General features: G+C 64.9%; 20 protein-coding genes. 17 read left to right on the top strand and 3 right to left on the bottom strand.

Annotated elements, in window-relative coordinates; translation table 11 throughout:
* Position 1 precedes the first annotated feature (1 nt).
* The 3 genes from AB7M16_RS11465 to AB7M16_RS11455 all read left to right on the top strand — a co-directional run bounded on the left by AB7M16_RS11465 (position 2) and on the right by AB7M16_RS11455 (position 2,943).
* On the top strand, positions 2-2,098 hold the full coding sequence (locus tag AB7M16_RS11465) for a 3-hydroxyacyl-CoA dehydrogenase NAD-binding domain-containing protein (RefSeq protein WP_453943945.1): 2,097 nt from the start codon (positions 2-4) through the stop codon (positions 2,096-2,098).
* A 21-nt stretch (positions 2,099-2,119) separates the two neighbouring features.
* A complete protein-coding gene (locus tag AB7M16_RS11460) occupies positions 2,120-2,530 on the top strand; it encodes an acyl-CoA thioesterase (protein ID WP_027577195.1) in 411 nt (136 codons plus the stop codon).
* Between the two features lie 221 nt (positions 2,531-2,751).
* Complete coding sequence (locus AB7M16_RS11455; RefSeq protein ID WP_036013862.1) at positions 2,752-2,943, top strand: hypothetical protein; 192 nt, start codon at positions 2,752-2,754, stop codon at positions 2,941-2,943.
* 226 nt (positions 2,944-3,169) lie between these two features.
* On the opposite strand, the gene AB7M16_RS11450 is transcribed toward AB7M16_RS11455, so the two are convergent.
* Positions 3,170-3,622: a nuclear transport factor 2 family protein gene (locus AB7M16_RS11450; RefSeq protein WP_453947164.1), complete on the bottom strand. Its 453-nt coding sequence runs from the start codon at positions 3,620-3,622 to the stop codon at positions 3,170-3,172.
* 154 nt (positions 3,623-3,776) lie between these two features.
* On the opposite strand from AB7M16_RS11450, the gene AB7M16_RS11445 reads away from it, so the two are divergent.
* Both AB7M16_RS11445 and AB7M16_RS11440 read left to right on the top strand, forming a co-directional pair.
* Positions 3,777-4,463, top strand: a complete 687-nt coding sequence (locus AB7M16_RS11445) for an HAD family hydrolase (protein ID WP_453943944.1) — start codon at positions 3,777-3,779, stop codon at positions 4,461-4,463.
* A 106-nt stretch (positions 4,464-4,569) separates the two neighbouring features.
* Positions 4,570-5,415 (top strand): DeoR/GlpR family DNA-binding transcription regulator, encoded by an 846-nt coding sequence (locus AB7M16_RS11440; protein WP_172785859.1) that lies wholly within the window; start codon positions 4,570-4,572, stop codon positions 5,413-5,415.
* Positions 5,416-5,418: 3 nt separating this feature from the next.
* Here AB7M16_RS11440 and AB7M16_RS11435 read toward each other — a convergent pair whose 3' ends face one another.
* Both AB7M16_RS11435 and AB7M16_RS11430 read right to left on the bottom strand, forming a co-directional pair.
* Positions 5,419-5,835, bottom strand: coding sequence for a PIN domain-containing protein (locus AB7M16_RS11435; protein WP_453943943.1), 417 nt, complete (start codon positions 5,833-5,835; stop codon positions 5,419-5,421).
* The gene (locus tag AB7M16_RS11430; RefSeq protein WP_197949300.1) at positions 5,835-6,086 is read right to left on the bottom strand and encodes a type II toxin-antitoxin system prevent-host-death family antitoxin; all 252 of its coding nucleotides are present in this window, start codon (positions 6,084-6,086) and stop codon (positions 5,835-5,837) included. Before AB7M16_RS11430 ends, AB7M16_RS11435 begins: the two co-directional genes overlap by 1 nt.
* Before the next feature lie 288 nt (positions 6,087-6,374).
* Between AB7M16_RS11430 and glpD the strand changes: the two genes are divergently transcribed.
* The 12 genes from glpD to dapA all read left to right on the top strand — a co-directional run bounded on the left by glpD (position 6,375) and on the right by dapA (position 20,798).
* A complete protein-coding gene (gene glpD, locus AB7M16_RS11425) occupies positions 6,375-7,925 on the top strand; it encodes a glycerol-3-phosphate dehydrogenase (RefSeq protein ID WP_439364367.1) in 1,551 nt (516 codons plus the stop codon).
* Complete coding sequence (locus tag AB7M16_RS11420) at positions 7,922-8,998, top strand: ABC transporter ATP-binding protein (protein WP_212259020.1); 1,077 nt, start codon at positions 7,922-7,924, stop codon at positions 8,996-8,998. Before glpD ends, AB7M16_RS11420 begins: the two co-directional genes overlap by 4 nt.
* Before the next feature lie 14 nt (positions 8,999-9,012).
* Positions 9,013-10,098, top strand: a complete 1,086-nt coding sequence (locus AB7M16_RS11415; protein ID WP_212259021.1) for an ABC transporter ATP-binding protein — start codon at positions 9,013-9,015, stop codon at positions 10,096-10,098.
* Complete coding sequence (locus AB7M16_RS11410) at positions 10,098-11,072, top strand: carbohydrate ABC transporter permease (RefSeq protein WP_212259022.1); 975 nt, start codon at positions 10,098-10,100, stop codon at positions 11,070-11,072. The genes AB7M16_RS11415 and AB7M16_RS11410 overlap by 1 nt, the downstream gene beginning before the upstream one ends.
* Positions 11,072-11,878 carry a carbohydrate ABC transporter permease gene (locus AB7M16_RS11405; RefSeq protein ID WP_172785866.1) on the top strand — a complete coding sequence of 269 codons (807 nt, stop codon included), beginning with the start codon at positions 11,072-11,074 and terminating at the stop codon, positions 11,876-11,878. The genes AB7M16_RS11410 and AB7M16_RS11405 overlap by 1 nt, the downstream gene beginning before the upstream one ends.
* A 9-nt stretch (positions 11,879-11,887) precedes the next feature.
* On the top strand, positions 11,888-12,217 hold the full coding sequence (locus AB7M16_RS11400) for a DUF2160 domain-containing protein (RefSeq protein WP_172785867.1): 330 nt from the start codon (positions 11,888-11,890) through the stop codon (positions 12,215-12,217).
* A 129-nt stretch (positions 12,218-12,346) separates the two neighbouring features.
* The gene (locus AB7M16_RS11395; RefSeq protein WP_453947163.1) at positions 12,347-14,089 is read left to right on the top strand and encodes an ABC transporter substrate-binding protein; all 1,743 of its coding nucleotides are present in this window, start codon (positions 12,347-12,349) and stop codon (positions 14,087-14,089) included.
* A 311-nt stretch (positions 14,090-14,400) separates the two neighbouring features.
* Positions 14,401-15,867: an FAD-binding oxidoreductase gene (locus tag AB7M16_RS11390; RefSeq protein WP_453943942.1), complete on the top strand. Its 1,467-nt coding sequence runs from the start codon at positions 14,401-14,403 to the stop codon at positions 15,865-15,867.
* Positions 15,868-15,880: 13 nt separating this feature from the next.
* Complete coding sequence (locus AB7M16_RS11385; RefSeq protein ID WP_453943941.1) at positions 15,881-16,966, top strand: ABC transporter substrate-binding protein; 1,086 nt, start codon at positions 15,881-15,883, stop codon at positions 16,964-16,966.
* Positions 16,967-17,001: 35 nt separating this feature from the next.
* Positions 17,002-18,090, top strand: a complete 1,089-nt coding sequence (locus AB7M16_RS11380) for a polyamine ABC transporter ATP-binding protein (RefSeq protein ID WP_439401308.1) — start codon at positions 17,002-17,004, stop codon at positions 18,088-18,090.
* An 11-nt stretch (positions 18,091-18,101) separates the two neighbouring features.
* A complete protein-coding gene (locus AB7M16_RS11375; protein WP_439364365.1) occupies positions 18,102-19,859 on the top strand; it encodes an ABC transporter permease subunit in 1,758 nt (585 codons plus the stop codon).
* 33 nt (positions 19,860-19,892) lie between these two features.
* The gene (gene dapA, locus AB7M16_RS11370) at positions 19,893-20,798 is read left to right on the top strand and encodes a 4-hydroxy-tetrahydrodipicolinate synthase (RefSeq protein WP_453943940.1); all 906 of its coding nucleotides are present in this window, start codon (positions 19,893-19,895) and stop codon (positions 20,796-20,798) included.
* The last annotated feature ends 4 nt before the right edge of the window (positions 20,799-20,802 follow it).

Here is a 20,802-nt window from a genome sequence, read left to right as displayed (position 1 = left end):
CATGGATTCCAAGATCATGACCGCGCTCGGCGGCCGCGTGCTGGAGCTCGGGCCGCGGCCCGCACCGGATGGTCCCTACAAGCACTTCAAGCTGACGCGCGATTCGGATGGTGTCGCCTGGCTGCTGTTCGACCGCGCTGATGCCAGCGCTAACACGCTCTCGTCCGACGTGATGGAGGAGTTCGACGCCGTGCTCGCGGCGATCGAGACCGAGCGCCCCGCCGGTCTCGTCATTCGCTCGGCAAAGCCGTCGGGCTTCATTGCCGGCGCGGATGTCAACGAATTCCGCGGCGCGTCCGATCCCGACATGGTCGAGACGCGCATCCGCGCCGCGCACGCGGTGGTCGACCATCTGGAAGCGCTAAAACTGCCGACGGTCGCGGTCATTCACGGCTTCTGCCTCGGCGGCGGGCTCGAGGTGGCGCTGGCCTGCCAGGCGCGCATCGCCATCGAGGGGGCGCGTTTCGGCTTCCCGGAGGTGATGCTCGGCCTGCATCCTGGTCTCGGCGGCACCGCCCGGTTCACCGCGCTGGTCAATCCGACCCAGTCGATGGCGCTGATGCTGACCGGCCGCACCATCGACGCGCGCCGCGCCAAGGCGCTCGGCTTCGTCGACACCGTGACGCAGGAGCGCCACGTCCAGGGCGCGGTGAAGGATGCGCTGTTCGGCCGTCTGAAGCGGGCCAAGCCCGGTCTGCTGACGCGCGCCGCCAATCTCGGGCCGTTGCGCGGCCTGCTGGCCAAGCGCATGCGCGCGGAGGCCGCGAAGGCTGCATCGCGCGAGCATTATCCCGCGCCCTATGCGCTGATCGATCTCTGGGAGACCCACGGCGGCAGCAAGTCCGCGATGCTGAAGGCCGAGCAGGCCTCGTTCGCCAAGCTGATGGTGACGCCGACCGCGCAGAACCTGATCCGCGTCTTCTTCCTGCGCGAGCAGATGAAGAAGGCGGCAGGCTCCGCTAGCACGGTGAAGCAGGTCCACGTCATCGGCGCCGGCGCCATGGGCGGCGACATCGCGGCCTGGTGTGCGGGGCAGGGCTTTCGCGTCTCGCTCGCCGACATGAAGCCGGAGCCGATCGCGGGCGCAGTCAAACGCGCGGCTGACCTCTACGGCAAGATCATCCGCAAGCCCACCGACGTGCGCGACGCGCTCGATCGCCTGATCCCCGACATGGACGGCGAGGGCGTCCGCAACGCCGATCTCATCATCGAGGCGGTGCCGGAGAAGCTGGAGCTGAAGCAGAAGGTCTATGCCGGGCTCGAGCCGCAGATGAAGCCCGGCGCGATCCTCGCGACCAACACGTCGAGCATTCCGCTCCAGGACCTGCGCACGACGCTGGCGCGGCCGGAGCGGCTGGTCGGCCTGCATTTCTTCAACCCGGTGTCGCGGCTGCAGCTGGTCGAGGTCGTCAGCCATGACGGCAACGATACACAAGTACTTAAAGAGGCGCTCGCCTTCGTCGGCGCCATCGACCGCCTGCCGCTCGCCGTGAAGAGCTCGCCCGGCTTCCTCGTCAACCGCGCGTTGACGCCCTACATGCTGGAAGCGATGGTGATGCTGGACGAGAAGACGGACCAACGCCTGATCGACGCTGCGGCCGAGCAGTTCGGCATGCCGATGGGACCGATCGAGCTGGCCGATCAGGTCGGGCTCGATATCTGCCTCGACGTCGGCGACATGCTGCGCACCAAGTTCGGCGATCTCCTGCCGCCGACGCCGGCCTGGCTGCGCGAGAAGGTCACCAAGGGCGAGCTCGGCCGCAAGACCGGCAAGGGTTTTTACACCTGGAAGGACGGCAAGGCGGAGAAGACGCCGTTGCCGCAGACCGGTCCGCGCGTCACTGACCAGATGATCGACCGCCTGGTGCTGCCGATGTCCAACGTCTGCGTCGCGTGCTTGCGCGAAGGCATCGTCGACGATGCCGATGCAATCGACGGCGCCATGATCTTCGGCACCGGTTATGCACCGTTCCGCGGCGGTCCGCTGAACTATGCGCGCACGCGTGGCGTCGAAAACATTGTATCCACTCTTCGCGCGCTGGCTGAACGATTCGGCGCGCGTTTCGCGCCCGATCCGGGCTGGGACAATTTCAAGTGAGCAATCTCGCGTGAGAGGGGCATGAACGAGCAAGCCACGACCGGGCCGAGCGGCGATCTCTGCATCCGCACGCTGGCGATGCCGGCCGACACCAATGCCAACGGCGACATCTTCGGCGGCTGGCTGCTCAGTCAGATGGACGTCGGCGGCGGCGTGTTCGCCTCGAAGGTTGCGCGGTCGCGCACCGTGACGGTCGCGATCGAGGCGATGAATTTTCGCAAAGCGGTCTATGTCGGCGATCTCGTCTCGGTCTATGCCAATCTCGTGCGTGTTGGGCGCACCTCACTGACCGTGCATCTCGAGGCCTGGGCATTGCGGCGCAAGGAGCTGCATCCGTTCCTCGTCACCGACGGTCATTTCACCTACGTCTCGATCGACGACCACGGCCGTCCGCAGGCGATCCAGCGAAACGATCCGCCGATCGCGACGTAATCGCGCGCGGCGCTCTGCCTCATCTTGCGAGCTTTGCAGCGCCGCAAAACGCGGCACGAGCAAGTCACCTCGTCGCGGCTTCGCCAAGAACCAGTCATAAAACGGATGAGGTCCCGGCGTACTCAATTGCGTGTCGATTCGGGGTGGAAACGGCCGCAAATGCCTAGGGAACCTTTGGGCAGGAGCACCGTTGTTTGCCCGCACTGAGGAATCCACGGACTATGCCGGACAGCTACATCATCGAAGTCGATTCGCAGACCGCAGGTATCGTCGTTCGTTCTTCTGGAGGCTACTGCTTCTTCGCCTCGTCGCACCGCTTCAACCGTCTCGAAGGCCAGCTCTTCCGCAACGCCCGCGAAGCCGAGCGCGCCGCGCGCAGGCTGGTGAACGGCGATGTGAAGGAGGCGGCGTAAGCACCTACCGCCGGTGATTTCGACGCGCGAGGCGTGGTCGGAATTTTTTGCCGAGCGCACCGCTGCCCCTTCTCCCCTTGTGGGAGAAGGTGGCGCAAAGCGCCGGATGAGGGGTTGCTTCAGCAAGCTCACATGTGAAGGGTGGCTCGCGGAGAGAGACCCCTCACCCGTCTCGCCGCTGCGCGGCGAGCCACCCTCTCCCACAAGGGGAGAGGGTAATAAGTCATCACAACTTCGTCGCCGCCCGCGACAACAGCTTCCACTCGTCGCCCTGCTTCTGCCAGTTCATCAGGATGTGAAGGTTGGTCGATACTTTTTTCCCATCGGCCGCCATCTCCTGCTCGCCCAGCCAGTGGAAACGCACGATCGCTGCGGGGCCGACGACCTTGATGGTGGGATCCTTGTATTCGATTGACAGAAACTTCGCCTTGCCGTCGGTCGCGTTGGCGACGAATGTCGCCTTGTCCTCGACCTTGCCGCTGGAATGGCTGTAGCTCAGCTCCTCCGCGCACAGCGCGCCGAGCGCCTTGGGATCGGCCGCGATCTGGGCGAGGCGGAAGGCATCGACCCTCTTCGCCACGGCTTCCTCGTCTGCCGAAGCGGCGAGCGCCGGCGTCGCGAACGCAAGCGCGGAGACGGCGAGAGTCGAGAGAGCCAGATCGCGTCGGTTGATCGTCATCGTTTCCTCCTTTTTGATCTTGTGGCCAGTGTTGCAGTCGCGCGCGGCTTTGTCGAGCGTCACCTGCCGGTCATGTGGATGCGTCATTGCGCGATCGAGGCCGTATTGATACGCCTTCCGCATCGATGCGTCGCGCATTTGGGAAAGTACGGAAATGATCGAGACCAAACACGATGGAACGGGCCGGGCGTTGTTGTTCGACATCGACGGCACGCTCGCCGACACCGACCCGTTGCACTTGAAGGCTTTCAACCAGGTGCTCGGCCCGCACGGACACGTCTTCGATCACGCACGTTTCTCCCGCGAGCTGCAGGGCTTCGCCAATGTCGCGATCGGCGATCGCTTTCTGCCCCACGAGGCGCCGGAGCGGCGCGCCTTGATCCTCGAAGAGAAGGAGGAGGTCTTCCGCACCCTGGTAGCCGGGCAGATCGCACCGCTGCCGGGCCTGATGGCGCTGCTCGACCGCGCCGATGGCGCCGGCATTCCCATGGTCGCCGTGACCAACGCGCCGCGTCTCAATGCCGAGCTGCTGCTCTCCGGCCTTGGCATCACGCATCGTTTCAGGGCGCTCGTGATCGGCGCCGAGCTGCCGCATGGCAAGCCGCATCCGCTACCGTACCAGGAAGGGCTGCGTTTCGTCGGCGCGAGGCCGGAAAGCTCGATCGCATTCGAGGACTCCCGTACCGGCGTGCAGTCCGCGACGGCCGCCGGCATTCCGACCGTCGGCATCCGCACCAGCCTCAGCCATGCTGACCTGATTGGAGCAGGCGCGGTCGCCTCCGCCAGCGCGTTCGACGATCCGGACCTGATCGCACGTCTTGCAAGCGTCATGGCGTGGTAAGAAATGGCGTCGTGAGAACCTCCATCCGTTAACCGTGATCGGCATCCGCATTGACCGCAGGCGCGAACCGCCGCACCATGCATCATCCTGATGTGAGGCCTTTGCCGTGACCGGACTGACCCATCGCCAAGCCGAAATCCTCAACATCGCGCGCGCCTCCGGCCGCGTCATGGTCGAGGAGCTCGCGCGCCGCTTCGAGGTGTCGGCGCAGACCATCCGCAAGGATCTCAACGATCTCTGTGAGCGGCGTTCGCTGACCCGCATCCATGGCGGCGCCATCATCGCCTCGGGCGTGGAAAACCTCGCCTATGAGGCGCGCCGCTTCGTCGCCGCCGACGAGAAGAAGGCGATCGGGGCGGCCGCCGCCTCGCTGATCCCGAACGGCTGCTCGCTGTTCATCAACATCGGCACCACGACGGAAGAGGTCGCGAGCGCGCTGACCTCGCATGAGGACCTGCTCGTCATCACCAACAACCTCAACGTCGCGATGCTGCTCTACCGCCATCCGCGCATCGAGGTGGTGGTCGCCGGCGGCACGGTGCGGCGCGCCGACGGCGCCGTGGTCGGCTCGACCGCGACGCAGCTGATCGGCCAGTTCAAGGTCGACTACGCCATCATCGGCGCGTCCGCGATTGACGAAGAGGGCGCGCTACTCGACTTCGACTATCGCGAGGTGCAGGTGGCGCAGGCCATCATCGCCAATGCCCGCAGCGTCATGTTGGTCGCCGATTCCACAAAACTTCGCCGCAGCGCGCCGGTGCGCATCGCCCACATCACCCAGATCCAGACCTTTGTCACCGACCAGGAGCTGCCCGAGCGCCTCGCCACCATCTGCCACAGCAAGGGCATCGAAGTGGTCGAGGCGATGCCGAAGGGCGCGGATATCGACGATGCGCCGACCGACGGCCAGGACGCCGCACCGGAAGCCGCGCCAGTGGTGCGGCTGAGATAGCGGCTAAGCGTCGTCCCACGGGTTGAGCAGCGCAACGCCCGTCGGTTTGAAATCCTCTACATTGCGCGTAATAACCGTCAAACCATGAACTAGCGCGGTTGCAGCAATGAGCGCGTCGCGTTCGGCGCGCGGGTTGGGAACGTGAAGTTGTGCGCAACGCTGCACGACAGCCGTATCGATAGGCAGGATCCGACCCTCGAAGCGAGCCAGAATCTGGCTGTTGATCCAGCTGCGCAAGATGGCACCTTGCGCTGCGTCCCTGCGTTCGATCAGGCGTGCGCCAAGTTCGATCTCGAGAATCGAAATGACTGAGATGAAGAAGTTTGCTGCCGGAATTGCGCCTGCCCAGGCAACGACGTGCCGGTCGGCCTTGTCCGGTCGCCTCAATTCGGAAATGACATTGGTGTCCAGCAGGAACATCAGTCGAGATCAGCAGCCCTGAAGATGCCCTCGTCCACGCGAGGCGGATCGAAATCAAAATCCGCGTTCGTCTGCGCCAGAGCTTCCGCAAGGCTCATGTGTCCGCCGGTCAGGCGCAAGTAGTCCTCGATGGTCAGCAGGACATGGGCTGGACGGCCGCGGTCTGTAATGAAAACGGGTCCTTGCGATGCCGCTTTCTTGGCGCCGCTGGTGTCTTGATTGAATTCTCGGCTGGTCAGGGTGGTCACCATCGTCTGAGCCTCCAAGCCGTGGCCATGCTCCGCTTGGGAAGCTATGTAGGAATGTTGCTACATACAAGTGCAAAGGCGTGCCGGCCCACTGGCCCGTGCCTGGATGCCGTTCGGTCGAGCTACTTGCCCCAAAATCTGTCCGTCCACCTGCCGATTTCGCTGCCTCATTGCCCACCGAAAAGTTCCGCTTTCGCTTCCTTTCGCCTCTCTTTCATCTTGCTTTCGTTTTCCGGTGTGATCTAATCAAAAGCGAAAGTAACCGCTCGACGAACGGGCGGTCGCCGGGGGATGCGTCTGTTGGAGCGTATTTTCGATCTCGCCATCATTGGAGGCGGTGTTAACGGCTGCGGCATCGCGCGGGACGCGGTGGGCCGCGGTAACACGGTTTTCCTGTGCGAAATGAACGATCTGGCGAGCGGGACATCGTCCTGGTCGACCAAGCTCGTGCACGGTGGCCTGCGCTATCTCGAATATTACGAGTTCCGGCTGGTCCGCGAGGCGCTGATCGAGCGCGAGATCCTCTGGGGCATCGCGCCCCACATCATCCGACCCCTGCGTTTCGTTTTGCCGCATCACGCCGGCCTGCGCCCGGCCTGGCTGCTGCGCCTTGGCCTCTTTCTCTATGATCACATCGGCGGCCGTCACCTGCTGCCGGCGACCCGCTCGGTCGATCTCAAGCGCGATGAGGTCGGTAAGCCACTGATCCCGAATCGCTACAGCCGCGCCTTCGAATATTCGGACTGCTTCGTCGACGACGCCCGCCTCGTCGTGCTCAATGCGCGCGATGCCGCCGACAAGGGGGCCGAGATCCGCACCCGCACCCGCGCCACCGAGATTCGCCAGTCGGACGGCCTCTGGACCGTCAGCATGGTCGACACGCTGACTGGCGCGCGCTCGCAGATCCGGGCCAAGGCGCTGATCAATGCCGGCGGCCCCTGGGTCGAGGACGTGCTCGGCCGCGGCGCCGGCGTGAATGCGAAGGCCAAGGTGCGCCTGGTGCAGGGCTCGCACATCGTCGTGAAGAAGCTCTACGACCACGACCGCGCCTACATGTTCCAGAACGCCGACGGCCGCATCATCTTCGTGATCCCGTACCAGGACGACTTCACGTTGATCGGCACCACCGACCGCGACTATGACGGCGATCCCGCCAAGGTGAAGGCGACGACTGAGGAGATCGAATATCTCTGCAAGGCGGCGAGCGAATATCTGGCCAAGCCGGTCGCGCCCGCCGACGTGGTCTGGACCTATTCCGGCGTGCGCCCGCTCTATGACGACGGCGCCAGCGAGGCCAAGGCCGCCACGCGCGACTACGTGTTCGAGCTCGACACGCCCGGCGGCGTGCCGCTGCTGTCGATCTATGGCGGCAAGATCACGACCTATCGCAGGCTCGCCGAGGAGGCGCTGGAGCGCCTTGCGCCCTATCTGCGCAGCGCGAAGGCGCGCGAGGGCTGGACCGGCAAATGGCCGCTGCCGGGCGGCGACATGAATGTATCCGACATCGACGGCCTGATCGCCGAGCTGCAGCGCGGCTATCCCTTCCTCAGCCATGCGCATGCGCGGCGCCTGGCGCGCGCCTATGGTACCCGCGCCATCAAGTTGCTCGGCGATGCGAAATCGGCAGCGGATCTCGGCCAGGCCTTTGGCGCCACGCTGACCGAGCGCGAGGTCCGCTATCTCATGGCCAACGAATGGGCCGTCTCCGCCGAGGACGTGGTCTGGCGCCGTTCCAAGCTCGGCCTGCGACTATCTGCCGACGAGATCGCGGCCCTCGACGACTGGATCAGGAGCCACGCGGTGGCGCAAAGTCCCCTGCTGGAAGCGGGAGGACGCTCATGACCGTGACACTCGATCACGTGACCCGGACTGTCGAGGGCGTGCCGCACATTCGCGACGTCTCGCTGACGCTCGAGAGCGGCACGCTCAACGTGCTGCTCGGGCCGACGCTGTCGGGCAAGACCTCGATCATGCGGTTGCTCGCCGGCCTCGACAAGCCGACCACGGGCAAGGTGTTCGTCAACGGCAAGGACGTCACCGGCGCCGATGTGCGCCAGCGCTCGGTCGCCATGGTCTATCAGCAGTTCATCAACTACCCCTCGCTGACGGTCTACGAGAACATCGCCTCGCCCCTGCGCGTGCAGGGCAAGCCGCGCGACGAAATCGAGGCGCGCGTGGCGGAGGCGGCAAAGCTGCTGCGGCTCGAGCCGTTCCTGAAGCGCACGCCGCTCCAGCTCTCCGGCGGTCAGCAGCAGCGCACCGCGATCGCGCGCGCGCTGGTCAAGGGCGCCGATCTCGTGCTGCTCGACGAGCCGCTCGCCAATCTCGACTACAAGCTGCGCGAGGAGCTGCGGGCCGAGCTGCCGCGCATCTTCGAGGCCTCGGGCGCGATCTTCGTCTATGCCACCACCGAGCCGACCGAGGCGCTGCTGCTCGGCGGCAACACGGTGTGCATGTGGGAGGGCCAGGCACTGCAGATGGGCGAGACGTCGAACGTCTATCGCCGCCCGCGGACTCTGCGTGTCGCCCAGGTGTTCTCCGATCCGCCGCTCAACCTGGTGGGCCTCGAGAAGGGGGATGGCATGGTTCAATATGCCGGCGGCAGCGCTGCACCGGCGTCCGGACTTTATGCGGGACTTCCCGACGGCTTCTATCGCGTCGGCTTCCGCGCCCATCAGCTCGGGCTTGCCAATGGCGAGGCCGACCGTCACGCCTTCCACGCCACTGTCACGGTGACCGAGATCACCGGTTCGGAGAGCTTCGTGCATTTGACCCGCGACGGATCGAACTGGGTTGCGGTGCTGCACGGCGTGCATGAGTTCGAGCCCGGCCAGATGCTCGATGCCGTGCTCGATCCCAATGATGTCTTCGTCTTCGATGCCGCCGACCGCTTGGTCGCGGCACCGGGCTCTTAACGGGGAGATGCGCCATGGCCCGCATTGACCTCGTCGATCTCGCCCATTCCTACGGCGGCAACGATGCACCGCAGGAAAGCTTTGCGCTCAAGCCTGTCACCATGACCTGGCGGCAGGGCGGCGCTTATGCGCTGCTGGGCCCTTCCGGCTGCGGCAAGACCACGCTGCTCAACGTCATCTCCGGCATCATCACGCCGTCGCGGGGGAAAATCCTGTTCGACGGCAAGGACATCACACCGCTGTCAACCCAGAAACGCAACATCGCCCAGGTATTCCAGTTTCCGGTGATCTACGACACCATGACGGTCGGACAGAACCTGGCGTTCCCGCTGAAGAACCGCGGCGTGCCGAAGGCCGACATTGACAGGCGCGTCGCCGAGATCGGCCGCCTGCTCGACCTCGAGCCTTATTTGAACCGCAAGGCCACGCGCCTGACCGCCGACGCCAAGCAGAAGATCTCGCTCGGCCGCGGTCTCGTGCGTAACGACGTTGCCGCCGTGCTGTTCGACGAACCGCTGACGGTGATCGATCCCGAGCTGAAATGGCAGCTCCGCTCCAAGCTGAAGGCGCTGCATCGCGAGCTCGATCTCACGATGATCTACGTCACCCACGACCAGACCGAGGCGCTGACCTTCGCCGACACCGTGGTCGTGATGCATGACGGGCGCGTGGTGCAGAGCGGCACGCCGGCCGAGCTGTTCGACAAGCCGGCGCACACCTTCGTCGGCTATTTCATCGGCTCGCCCGGCATGAACATCCTGCCGGCGGAGGTGAGGGGGCGCGAGGCGCGCATTGGCGGTCACGTCATCGCGCTGAACCGCAGCTACGACAACCTGCCTGCGGGAGCGAAGATCGAGATCGGCGTCCGTCCCGAATTCGTCGAGGTGGTCGCGCCCGCGCCCGGCCTGCTCACCGCCAGGATCGAGCGCATCGACGATCTCGGCCGCATCCGCTTCGCGCGCGTGCGCGTCGGCGACGCCAAGCTCGCGGCGCGTGCCCCCAGCAGCTTCACCAGCGCGGACGGCACCGCCGGGCTAAGATTCGATCCGTCGCACGTCCACGTCTATGCCGACAGCCTTCTGGTGGAGGGAGCCGCCTGATGGACAAGACCGTCAACCAAAAAGCCTGGTTCCTGGTGCTGCCGGTGTTCCTGGTCGTCGCCTTCTCGGCGGTGCTGCCGCTGATGACGGTGGTGAACTATTCGATGCAGGACACCTTCGGCAACAACCAGTTCTTCTGGAACGGCGTCGGCTGGTTCAAGGAGCTGCTCGATCCCTCCACCGATCTCGGCGGCCGCTTCCTCGCCTCGCTCGGCCGCAACCTGTTCTTCTCGCTCGTCATCCTCGCCATCGAGGTGCCGCTCGGCATCGTCGTCGCGTTGTCGATGCCGCGCGAGGGCTGGACCGTCGCGGCCTGCCTCGTCATCCTCGCGCTGCCGCTGCTGATCCCCTGGAACGTGGTCGGCACCATCTGGCAGATCTTCGGGCGTCCCGACATCGGCCTGCTCGGCTACGTTCTCAACGCCATGGGCTTCGACTACAATTACGTCTCCAACGACGTCGATGCCTGGGTCACCGTCATCGTGATGGACGTCTGGCACTGGACCAGCCTGGTCGCGCTGCTCTGCTACGCCGGCCTGAAGTCGATCCCCGAAGCCTATTACCAGGCCGCGCAGATCGACGGCGCCTCGCGCTGGGCCGTGTTCAAGGCGATCCAGCTGCCGAAGATGAACCGCGTGCTGTTGATCGCGGTGCTGCTGCGCTTCATGGACAGCTTCATGATTTACACCGAGCCGTTCGTCGTCACCGGCGGCGGCCCCGGCAATTCCACCACCTTCGTCTCGATCGAGCTGGTCAAGATCGCGCTCGGCCAGTTCGACCTCGGCAAGGCCGCCGCGCTGTCGCTGGTCTACAACCTCATTATCCTGATCGTCTGCTGGATCTTCTACACCGTCATGACCAATGCCGGTGTGGAACGCAAAGTCCAGGCGGAAAGCGAGCCGGCGGTGGAGCCGAAACCTTCGGCCGCGCTCAAGCCCGTGCCCGCCCTCAAGCCTAGGGAAGGAGTGGCCTGATGCATTCGATCCCCGGCCGCCGCCTCATCATGGGGCTGTTCCTGGTCTTCCTGCTGCTGCCGATCTACTGGCTCGTCAACATGAGCTTCAAGACCAACAGCGAGATCGTCTCGACGATGACGCTGTGGCCGCACACCCCGACGCTGCAGCATTACAAGCGCATCTTCACCGACGAGAGCTGGTATTCGGGCTACATCAATTCGCTCGAATACGTCGTCCTCAACACCGTCATCTCGATCGCCGTGGCGCTGCCGGCGGCTTACGCCTTCTCGCGCTACCGTTTCCTCGGCGACAAGCACCTGTTCTTCTGGCTGCTGTCGAACCGCATGGCGCCGGCCGCGGTCTATGCGCTGCCGTTCTTCAATCTCTATTCGGCGATCGGGCTGTTCGACACCCCCTGGGCGGTCGCGCTCGCGCACTGCATCTTCAACGTTCCGCTGGCGGTGTGGATCCTCGAAGGCTTCGTCTCCGGCGTGCCGCGCGAGATCGACGAGACCGCCTTCCTCGACGGCTATTCCTTCCCGCGCTTCTTCATCAAGATCCTGGTGCCGCTGATTGCGAGCGGCATCGGCGTCGCCGCCTTCTTCTGCTTCATGTTCTCCTGGGTCGAGCTGCTGCTGGCGCGCACGCTGACCTCGGTGCACGCGAAGCCCATTGCCGCGATCATGACGCGCACGGTCTCGGCCGCCGGCATGGATTGGGGCCTGCTCGCCGCCGCCGGCGTGCTCACCATCATTCCGGGCGCGCTGGTGATCTGGTTCGTCCGCAACTACATCGCGCGCGGCTTCGCGCTCGGCCGCGTGTAGGAGGCATCAATGGAATCCATCGCATGGATGGCCTGGACGCTGCCGACCGCGATCTTCTTTGCCGCGCTCGCGTGCACGCTGGCGGTGATGACCTGGCTCGCCGCGGTCTATCCCGAGGCCGAGCGTGTCGGCGTGCTGCGCATCCCGACCACGCGCGGCGACCGCCTGTTCATCTCGCTGATCGCGGCCGCCGTCATCCACCTCGCGTGGATCGGCCTCGTCGGCACCGACGCGATCGCCACGCTGCCGGTCGGCGAGGAGGGGTTTGAGATCTCGAGCCTGTGGCTCGCATCAGGAATTTCGCTGGTCACGGCCGCGCTCATTTTCCGCACGGTCTGAAGCTTGCGAAGGGACGGCCAGATCCGGGACCAACCCGGGCCTGTATAAAAGTTTGTCGCTGCAACGGAGGAAAACATGCGACAGTTTAGGAGAAGGAAAGGTCCATTGACCAAGAATAGCTTTCTGACCATGTCCAGCGCCGCTGCGATCATCGCAGTGTCGCTCGCCGTCACGGCGCCGGTTCGCGCCGCCGACGACGCCGTGATCCAGAAGTGGATCGCGGAATTCACGCCTTCGACGCTGTCGAAGGAGGACCAGAAGAAGGAGCTGGAGTGGTTCGCCAAGGCGGCCGAACCGTTCAAGGGCATGGAGATCAACGTCGTCTCCGAGACGATCACGACTCATGAATACGAGGCGCAGACGCTCGCCAAGGCATTCTCCGAGCTCACCGGCATCAAGCTCAAGCACGATCTCATCCAGGAAGGTGACGTCGTCGAGAAGCTGCAGACCCAGATGCAGTCGGGCAAGAACGTCTATGACGGCTGGATCAACGACTCCGACCTGATCGGCACGCATTTCCGCTACGGCCAGACCATTGCGCTGTCGGACTATATGACCGGCGAGGGCAAGGACGTCACCAACCCCATGCTCGACGTCAACGACTTCATCGGCAAGTCGTTCGGCACCGGGCCGGACGGCAAGCTCTACCAGCTGCCCGACCAGCAGTTCGCGAACCTCTACTGGTTCCGCTACGACTGGTTCACCAATGCCGACTACAAGGCCAAGTTCAAGGCCAAGTATGGCTACGAGCTCGGCGTGCCCGTGAACTGGTCGGCCTATGAGGACATCGCCGAGTTCTTCACCAACGACATCAAGGAGATCAACGGCGTCAAGGTCTACGGCCATATGGACTATGGCAAGAAGGACCCCTCGCTCGGATGGCGCTTCACCGACGCCTGGCTGTCGATGGCCGGCAACGGTGACAAGGGCATTCCGAACGGTCTGCCGGTCGACGAATGGGGCATCCGCATGGAGGGCTGCCGCCCGGTCGGCTCTTCGGTGGAGCGTGGCGGCGACACCAATGGTCCGGCCGCAGTCTACTCGATCACGAAGTATCTCGAGTGGATGAAGAAGTATGCGCCGCCGCAGGCGCAGGGCATGACCTTCTCCGAGTCCGGCCCCGTGCCGTCGCAGGGTAACATCGCCCAGCAGATGTTCTGGTACACCGCCTTCACCGCCGACATGGTGAAGCCGGGTCTGCCGGTGGTGAATGCGGACGGTACGCCGAAATGGCGTATGGCTCCGTCGCCGCACGGCTCCTATTGGAAGGAAGGCATGAAGCTCGGCTACCAGGACGCCGGCTCCGCCACGCTGCTGAAGTCGACCCCGCCGGATCGCCGCAAGGCAGCCTGGCTCTATCTCCAGTTCATCGTCTCCAAGTCGGTGAGCTTGAAGAAGAGCCATGTCGGTCTCACCTTCATCCGTGAATCCGACATCTGGGACAAGTCGTTCACCGAGCGTGCGCCGAAGCTCGGCGGCCTGATCGAGTTCTACCGCTCGCCCGCGCGCGTGCAGTGGACCCCGACCGGCAACAACGTGCCCGACTATCCGAAGCTCGCGCAGCTGTGGTGGCAGAACATCGGCGATGCGTCGTCCGGTGCGAAGACGCCGCAGCAGGCGATGGATGCTCTCGCGGCGGCCCAGGACTCCGTGTTGGAGCGCTTGGAGAAGTCCGGTGTGCAGGGCGCCTGCGGTCCGAAGCTGCACAAGAAGGAGTCGGCCGAATTCTGGTTCGCCAAGGCCCAGAAGGACGGCACCATCGCGCCGCAGCGCAAGCTCGCCAACGAGAAGCCGAAGGGCGAGACGGTGGACTACGACACCCTGATCAAGTCGTGGCCCGCCACTCCGCCCAAGCGCGCATCGCTGCAGTAAGCGACGTCTCATAACCACGAAAGGCCGGGAGCAATCCCGGCCTTTTTGTTTTGGTGGTGTGTTGCTTCCACACCCGTCACTGCAAGCGCAGTTCCCAACGACGCGTCTGTTGAGGAAGGCGCCCACCACAACCACGGTGTGGTCCTGGCTTTCGCCAGGACGACGCGGGGAGACGGCGTAGTCGACCGCGCCTCCGCTTGACTCCCCATCACATCGAATTCATGATCAGCATAATGCGATTGAAGTAATCGTATATCGATTACTCGCGAAAGCCGTTTGGGCCAGCATTGGCCCGTTCCGGAGGCGGGTGGATGGCATTGATCGAGGCGTTCAGGCAGTTGCTGGGCGACACGGCCGTGCTGACGCGCGAGGAGGATCTCGCGGGTCTGACCGAAGATTGGCGCGGCCGGTTTCACGCGCCGGCGCTCTGCGCGGTCCTGCCTTCGACGACGGAGCAGGTCGCGGCGATCGTCCGTCTCTGTGTCGCCCATGACACGCCGGTGCTGCCGCAGGGCGGCAACACCAGCCTGTGCGGCGGCGCGACGCCGTCGGAGCAGGGCAAGCCGCCTGTGATCGTTGCCCTGACGCGCATGCGCCGGATCCGCTCGCTCGATCCCGTCAACAATACCATGGTGGTCGATGCCGGCTGCGTGCTTGCGACCATCCAGGAGAGCGCGGTTGCCGCCGGCCGGCTTTATCCGGTCAGCCTCGGCGCTGAAGGCTCGTGCCAGATTGGCGGTAATATCGGCACCAATGCCGGCGGCACCGGCGTGCTCCGCTATGGCAATACGCGCGACAATGTGCTCGGGCTCGAAGTCGTGCTGCCGGACGGCTCGATCTGGGACGGCCTCTACGCGCTGCGCAAGAACAACACCGGCTACGACCTCAAGCATCTGTTTATCGGTTCGGAAGGCACGCTCGGCATCATCACCGGTGCGGTGCTGAAGCTGCATCCGCTGCCGACGGCGGAAGCCGTCGCCTGGCTCACTGTCGACAGTCCGCATCAGGCGCTCGACGTGCTCGGGCTGTTCCAGGCGGCCTGCAACTCGCGGCTCTCCGCCTTCGAGCTGATGAATGCCAAACAGATCCAGCTCGTGCTGGAGCAGGTACCGGGCCGGCGCTGCCCGGTCGCAGAGATCGACACCTGGCACGTGCTCGTTGAACTCTCCGATACCGGCGATGCAGCCGCGCTCGCGGCGACGATGCAGGCGGTGCTCGAGCAGGCGCTTGAAGCGGGCCTCGTCAGCGACGGCGTCGTCGCGTCGAGCGAGGCGCAGCGCAAGGCGATGTGGCTGGTGCGTCACAGCGTGTCGGAAGCCAACAAGAAGGCCGGCGTCGGCCTGACCTCCGATACCGCCGTGCCGGTCTCCACCGTGCCTGCTTTCATCGACCAGGCCATGGCGGCTGTGCGCGCGATCGTGCCGGACCTGCCGTTCATCATCGTCGGCCACATGGGCGATGGCAACATCCATCTCATCCCCTTCTTCAGCTTCGCCGAATGGGACGCGCTGCCGGACCGCGACGTGACTGCGCAGAAGATCCGCCGCGCCATGAACGATGTCGCCAGCTCCTTGCGCGGCACCTTCAGCGCCGAGCACGGCGTCGGGCGCACGCTGACCGGCGAGATGAGCCGCTACAAGCCGCCGGTCGAGCTCGCTCTTATGCGGGCGGTGAAACAGGCGTTCGACCCGTCGGGTCTGTTCAATCCCGGCCGCGTTCTGCCGCCGTCATCGGCGCCTGAGGCGGCCCCAATTTCGCCGACCACCGCAACATCGTAGAGAGGGGACTGACATGACCAACGCATCGAAGCTCATTACTTCCCGCCGTCGTCTGCTGCTTGGCGCGGGAGCCGGCGCTGTCGCGCTGGCCGCGCCGTCCGTCTGGTCGCCGTCCCGCGCCGCGGGCAAGCGCATCGTCGTGCGCGACGACGGCGGCATCTACACCAAGGCCTATGGCGCGGTGTTCTATCGTCCGTTCACCGCAGCGACCGGCATCGAGGTCGTCGGCGTGCAGGCCAATGCCGAGCCGGTCGCGCAGATCAAGACCATGGTCGACACCAAGAACTACACCTGGGACATGGCCAAGATCTCCTGGCCCGCGATCGAGATACTGACCACCGGCGGCAAGCAATATCTGGAGAAGCACGGTCTCGAATCCGAGCCGGTCGTCAAGTCGATCCCGGCCGAATTTGCTTCGCCCTACGGTGTTGCCACCAACGTCTACACCACCGTGCTGGCCTACCGCACGGACGCCTTCAAAGGACGCAAGGCACCGCAGTCCTGGGCTGATTTCTGGGACGTGGCGGAGTTTCCGGGCCGCCGCGCCGTGCGCAAGCATCCGTTCGACACGATCGAGCAGGCGCTGATGGGTGCGGGCGTGCCGACCGCGCAGGTCTACCCCTGCGATCTCGACAAGGCCTTTGCCTCGCTCGACAAGATCAAGTCGCAGGTCGCCGTGTGGTGGACCAGCGGCGCGCAGGTCGAGCAGATGCTGACCTCGGGCGAGATCGATCTGCTGCCGACCTGGGTGTCGCGTCCCCAGGCAGCCCAAGCAGCCGGCGCGCCGGTCGAGATCGTCTGGAATCAGGGCATCTGGGGCGGCGACAATTGGTCGATCCTATCAGGCACGCCGAACGCCGATGCCTGCCGCGAGTTCATCAAGTTCGCTTCTGATCCGAAGCGCCAGGCGGCGCTCGTCGAATATTTCCCGGCCGGTCTCACGCAGCCGGAGGCCTTCAACTACGTCAAGCCCGAAGTCGCGAAGAACTGCCCGACCTATCCCGACAACATCAAGGCCGGGCTGAAGATCAACGCCAAATACTGGCTCGACAACCAGGCCGCCGTCATCGAGCGCTTCAACAGCTGGATCCTGGCTTGATCGGCAAGGGAGGCGCCAGCGGATCGGAGCGGCCCATGGTCTCGTCGAGCCTGCGCATTCGCGCGCTGTGCAAGCGCTATGGCGACTTCGTTGCGCTGGCGCCGACCAGCCTCGACGTCGCAAAGGGCGAATTCCTCACCCTGCTCGGCCCCTCGGGATCGGGCAAGACCACGCTGCTCAGCCTGATCGCCGGGCTCGCCCATCCCGACGAAGGGCAGATCCTGATCGACGACACCGACGTCACGCGCAGCCCGGCCTATGCGCGCGACATCGGTGTCGTGTTCCAGAACTACGCGCTGTTTCCTCACATGACGATCGAGGACAACATCGCCTTTCCCCTCAAGATGCGGAAAGTCTCTGATGCGGAGGCGCGCCGGCGTACCGCCGAGGCGCTGGAGACGGTGCGCCTGCCGCACGTCGCAAAGCGTTATCCGCGCGAATTGTCCGGCGGTCAGCAGCAGCGCATCGCGCTGGCGCGCTGCATCGTCTATCGCCCCGCCATCATTCTGATGGACGAGCCGCTGGGCGCGCTCGACAAGAAGCTGCGCGACCAGATGCAGCTCGAGATCAAGCGCATCCATCGCGAGCTCGGCACCACGATCGTCTATGTTACCCACGACCAGGAAGAGGCGATGACCATGTCGGATCGCATCTGCCTGATGAACGCAGGCGCGATCGAGCAGCTCGGCACGCCGCAGGATCTCTACTTCCGGCCGCGCTCGGTATTCGTCGCCGACTTCCTCGGCGAGTCCAACCTGCTCAGCGCCACCGTGCGCGGCGTCGACGGCGAGGGACTCGACATCGTCCTCACCGCGCAGCTTGCGGCCTCGCGCGCGGTCGGCAATGGCTCCCGGTTCGTCGCCGGCGAGCCGGTCAAGGTCATGGTGCGCCCGCAGAACCTCGTGGTCGGCGAGGGCGGCCAGCTGTCCGGCCGGCTTACGGACGTGATGATCAGCGGCAGCCTGACGCGGCTCTACATCGCACCGGAGACCGCGGACCTGCCCCAGCTCGTTGCTGCCCATCCGACCCGCAGCGGAGCGGCGCCTTACGAGATCGGCCAGCGCCTGTCGCTCGGATGGCATGCGGCGGATGCCGTCGCCATCCATGACGGGAAGGGGGGCTGAGCTTGGCTGGCATGCGCGCGAGATCGCAGAGGCTGGCCTGGACGCGGGCCGCAATGGGCGCGCCGCTGGTGCTGCTGCTCGTGCTGTTTCTGGTCTATCCCGTCGGCCAGCTGCTGCTGCTCAGCGTCTACGGCGACAATGGCTTCACGCTTGCGCAATATCGCCAGCTCTTTGCTTCGTCCGTCTATCTCGACGTTCTCCTGATCACGCTCAAGATATCGCTGGCGACCACGCTGGTCTGCGTCGTCACCGGCTATCCGATCGCCTATCTGATCTCGGTCGTCGGCAAGGAGCGTAAGGCGACGCTGCTGTTCTGGGTGCTGCTGTCGTTCTGGACCAGCTTTCTCGTTCGCGCCTTCGCCTGGATCGTGCTGCTCGGCCGCAACGGCGTCATCAACAAGCTCCTGCTCTCGCTCGGCATCATCTCGAGCCCCGCGAGCCTGCTCTACAATTTCGGCAGCGTCCTGGTCGGTATGGTCAATGCGCTGCTGCCGCTCGCCGTGCTGACCATGCTCTCGGTGATGGAGAACATCGACCGCACCCTGCCGCGCGCTGCCGCCACGCTCGGAGCGCGACCGGGCATGGCGTTCTGGAAGATCTATTTTCCGCTGTCGTTGCCCGGCGTTGCCGCTGCCGGAATCATGGTGTTCGTCACGGCGATCGGCTTCTTCATCGTGCCGGCGCTGCTCGGCGGACGCCGCGAGACCATGATCACCCAGCTCATCATCGACCAGGTCCAGCAGACCATGAACTGGGGCTTCGCCGGTGCGATCTCGGTGCTGCTGCTGGTCGTCGTCCTCATCGTCTTTGCCGCCTATGACCGGCTGCTCGGCCTGTCGACCATGACGGGCGCATCGGCACCGAGCAATGCGAAGCCGTCGCGTCTGTCGGGTCCGGTCGTGCGGACAGGCGATGCGCTGCTGACGCTGCTCGGCGCGATTTCCGACCGTATCGTTCTGCTATGGCCATCACGCCGTCGCGACCGCAATCCCGATCAGGCCGGCATGGGCTTGCAGGCTTTCGTCTGGACCATGCTGCTCATCATCAGCGCCCCGACGATACTGATGATCCCGCTGTCATTCGGCACCGGCGGTCTGAATTGGCCGCCGCAGGGCTTTACCCTGCATTGGTACGAGACGGTGCTGAATTCGCCGGTCTGGACCCAGGCCATGCTGCGCTCGCTGCTGGTTGGCATCGGCACCGGTCTGCTCGCCATGCTGATCGGCACGCCGGCCGCGTTCCTGCTGGTGCGCAGCGATATCCGCGGCAAGGCGGCGTGGCTCGCCTTCATCCTGTCGCCGATCGTGGTGCCGCGCATGATCATCGCAGTCGGCCTGTTCTACGTGTTCGCGCGCATGGGTCTCGTCGGCAGCGCCGTCGGCCTCATTCTCGGCCACACCGTCGTCGCCGTGCCTTACGTGGTCATGACCATGATGGCCGTGCTGCGCAATTACGACACGCGGCTGGATCAGGCTGCGCAGAGCCTCGGGGCGCGCCCGGTCGCGACGCTGCGTTTCGTCACCTTCCCGATCCTGGGCGCCGGCATGATGTCGTCCTTTCTGTTTGCGTTTGCGACCTCGTTCGACGAGCTGACCATCGCGCTGTTTGCCACCGGCGGCCTCAATGCGACGCTGCCCAAGCAGTTCTGGGACGAGGTGACGCTTCAGGTCTCCCCCTCGATCGCCGCCGTCTCGACCTGTCTGTTCGTTTTCATGGGGCTTCTCATCTTCGTGGCCGAACGCCTGCGCCGGCGCGCCGCCGCGAGATAGAAGCGCCACCGTCCAACCAGAGGTTCTCAAGTCATGCTCACTGCCAATCGTCTCCGCGGCCTGTTCCCGGCCATTCCGACCCCGGTCAAGGCCGACGACACCATCGATGCCGGCGCGGTCTCTTCCATGTTCACCTGGCTCAACAAGCAGGGTATCGACGGCGTGGTGCCGCTCGGCGGCACAGGCGAATACGGTGCGCTGGCTAGATCCGAGCGGATCAAGATGGCCGGTCTGTCGGCGAAGGCGATGGCCGGCAAGGGACCCGTCATCGCAGGCGTGCTCGACACCGGCTTCCACGATGCCCTGCAGGCGGGCCGTGAATTCGCAGCCGAGGGCGTGGACGGCCTGCTGGTTCTTACGCCATATTATACCAACCCGACTCAGGCGGGCGTTCGCGACTATTTCCTGCGCTATGCCGATGCCTCGCCGGTGCCGATCCTGATCTACGAGATTCCCTATCGCACCCGGATCGCGATCGAGCCCAAGATCCTGCATGAGCTCTCCAGGCATCCCAACATCATCGGCATGAAGGCCTGCAATCTCGACATGTACCATTTCCTTCAGGTCGTGGCCGGCGTCGACGAGAGCTTTGCGGTGCTGAGCGGCGAAGACAGCCTCTTTCCGCTGCATCTCGCCGCGGGCGCCAGGGGCGGCATCATCGTGACCGCGTGCCTGTTGCCGCGCGCCTGGCGTCAGATCTTCGAGACGGCGACCGCAGGCAAGACGGCGGAGGCCCTGAGCCTGCATCGCCGCCTGATTCCACTGATGAACATGGCGTTCGCCGAGACCAATCCGGGACCGATGAAGGCCGTGATGGACATGGTCGGCGTCGAAGCAACGCGGATGCTGGCGCCGCTGGTGCAGCCGGCGCCGGCCCTGGTCGCCGCCTTGCGCGCCGAGCTCGGCCGGCAGCTGGCGATCTCGGAGGGCATCGCATGAGAGG

Source organism: Bradyrhizobium sp. USDA 372 (genome assembly GCF_053629095.1).
The sequence above is the reverse complement of the archived record's forward strand: the minus strand, read 5'-3'. Positions and strand labels throughout refer to the sequence as shown.

Coding starts and splice junctions, on each gene's coding strand:
- AB7M16_RS11465 (WP_453943945.1), top strand. CDS start 2: ATGGATTCCAAGATCATGACCGCGCTCGGCGGCCGCGTGCTGGAGCTC.
- AB7M16_RS11460 (WP_027577195.1), top strand. CDS start 2,120: ATGAACGAGCAAGCCACGACCGGGCCGAGCGGCGATCTCTGCATCCGC.
- AB7M16_RS11455 (WP_036013862.1), top strand. CDS start 2,752: ATGCCGGACAGCTACATCATCGAAGTCGATTCGCAGACCGCAGGTATC.
- AB7M16_RS11450 (WP_453947164.1), bottom strand. CDS start 3,622: ATGACGATCAACCGACGCGATCTGGCTCTCTCGACTCTCGCCGTCTCC.
- AB7M16_RS11445 (WP_453943944.1), top strand. CDS start 3,777: ATGATCGAGACCAAACACGATGGAACGGGCCGGGCGTTGTTGTTCGAC.
- AB7M16_RS11435 (WP_453943943.1), bottom strand. CDS start 5,835: ATGTTCCTGCTGGACACCAATGTCATTTCCGAATTGAGGCGACCGGAC.
- AB7M16_RS11430 (WP_197949300.1), bottom strand. CDS start 6,086: ATGGTGACCACCCTGACCAGCCGAGAATTCAATCAAGACACCAGCGGC.
- glpD (WP_439364367.1), top strand. CDS start 6,375: ATGCGTCTGTTGGAGCGTATTTTCGATCTCGCCATCATTGGAGGCGGT.
- AB7M16_RS11420 (WP_212259020.1), top strand. CDS start 7,922: ATGACCGTGACACTCGATCACGTGACCCGGACTGTCGAGGGCGTGCCG.
- AB7M16_RS11415 (WP_212259021.1), top strand. CDS start 9,013: ATGGCCCGCATTGACCTCGTCGATCTCGCCCATTCCTACGGCGGCAAC.
- AB7M16_RS11410 (WP_212259022.1), top strand. CDS start 10,098: ATGGACAAGACCGTCAACCAAAAAGCCTGGTTCCTGGTGCTGCCGGTG.
- AB7M16_RS11405 (WP_172785866.1), top strand. CDS start 11,072: ATGCATTCGATCCCCGGCCGCCGCCTCATCATGGGGCTGTTCCTGGTC.
- AB7M16_RS11400 (WP_172785867.1), top strand. CDS start 11,888: ATGGAATCCATCGCATGGATGGCCTGGACGCTGCCGACCGCGATCTTC.
- AB7M16_RS11395 (WP_453947163.1), top strand. CDS start 12,347: ATGTCCAGCGCCGCTGCGATCATCGCAGTGTCGCTCGCCGTCACGGCG.
- AB7M16_RS11390 (WP_453943942.1), top strand. CDS start 14,401: ATGGCATTGATCGAGGCGTTCAGGCAGTTGCTGGGCGACACGGCCGTG.
- AB7M16_RS11385 (WP_453943941.1), top strand. CDS start 15,881: ATGACCAACGCATCGAAGCTCATTACTTCCCGCCGTCGTCTGCTGCTT.
- AB7M16_RS11380 (WP_439401308.1), top strand. CDS start 17,002: ATGGTCTCGTCGAGCCTGCGCATTCGCGCGCTGTGCAAGCGCTATGGC.
- AB7M16_RS11375 (WP_439364365.1), top strand. CDS start 18,102: ATGCGCGCGAGATCGCAGAGGCTGGCCTGGACGCGGGCCGCAATGGGC.
- dapA (WP_453943940.1), top strand. CDS start 19,893: ATGCTCACTGCCAATCGTCTCCGCGGCCTGTTCCCGGCCATTCCGACC.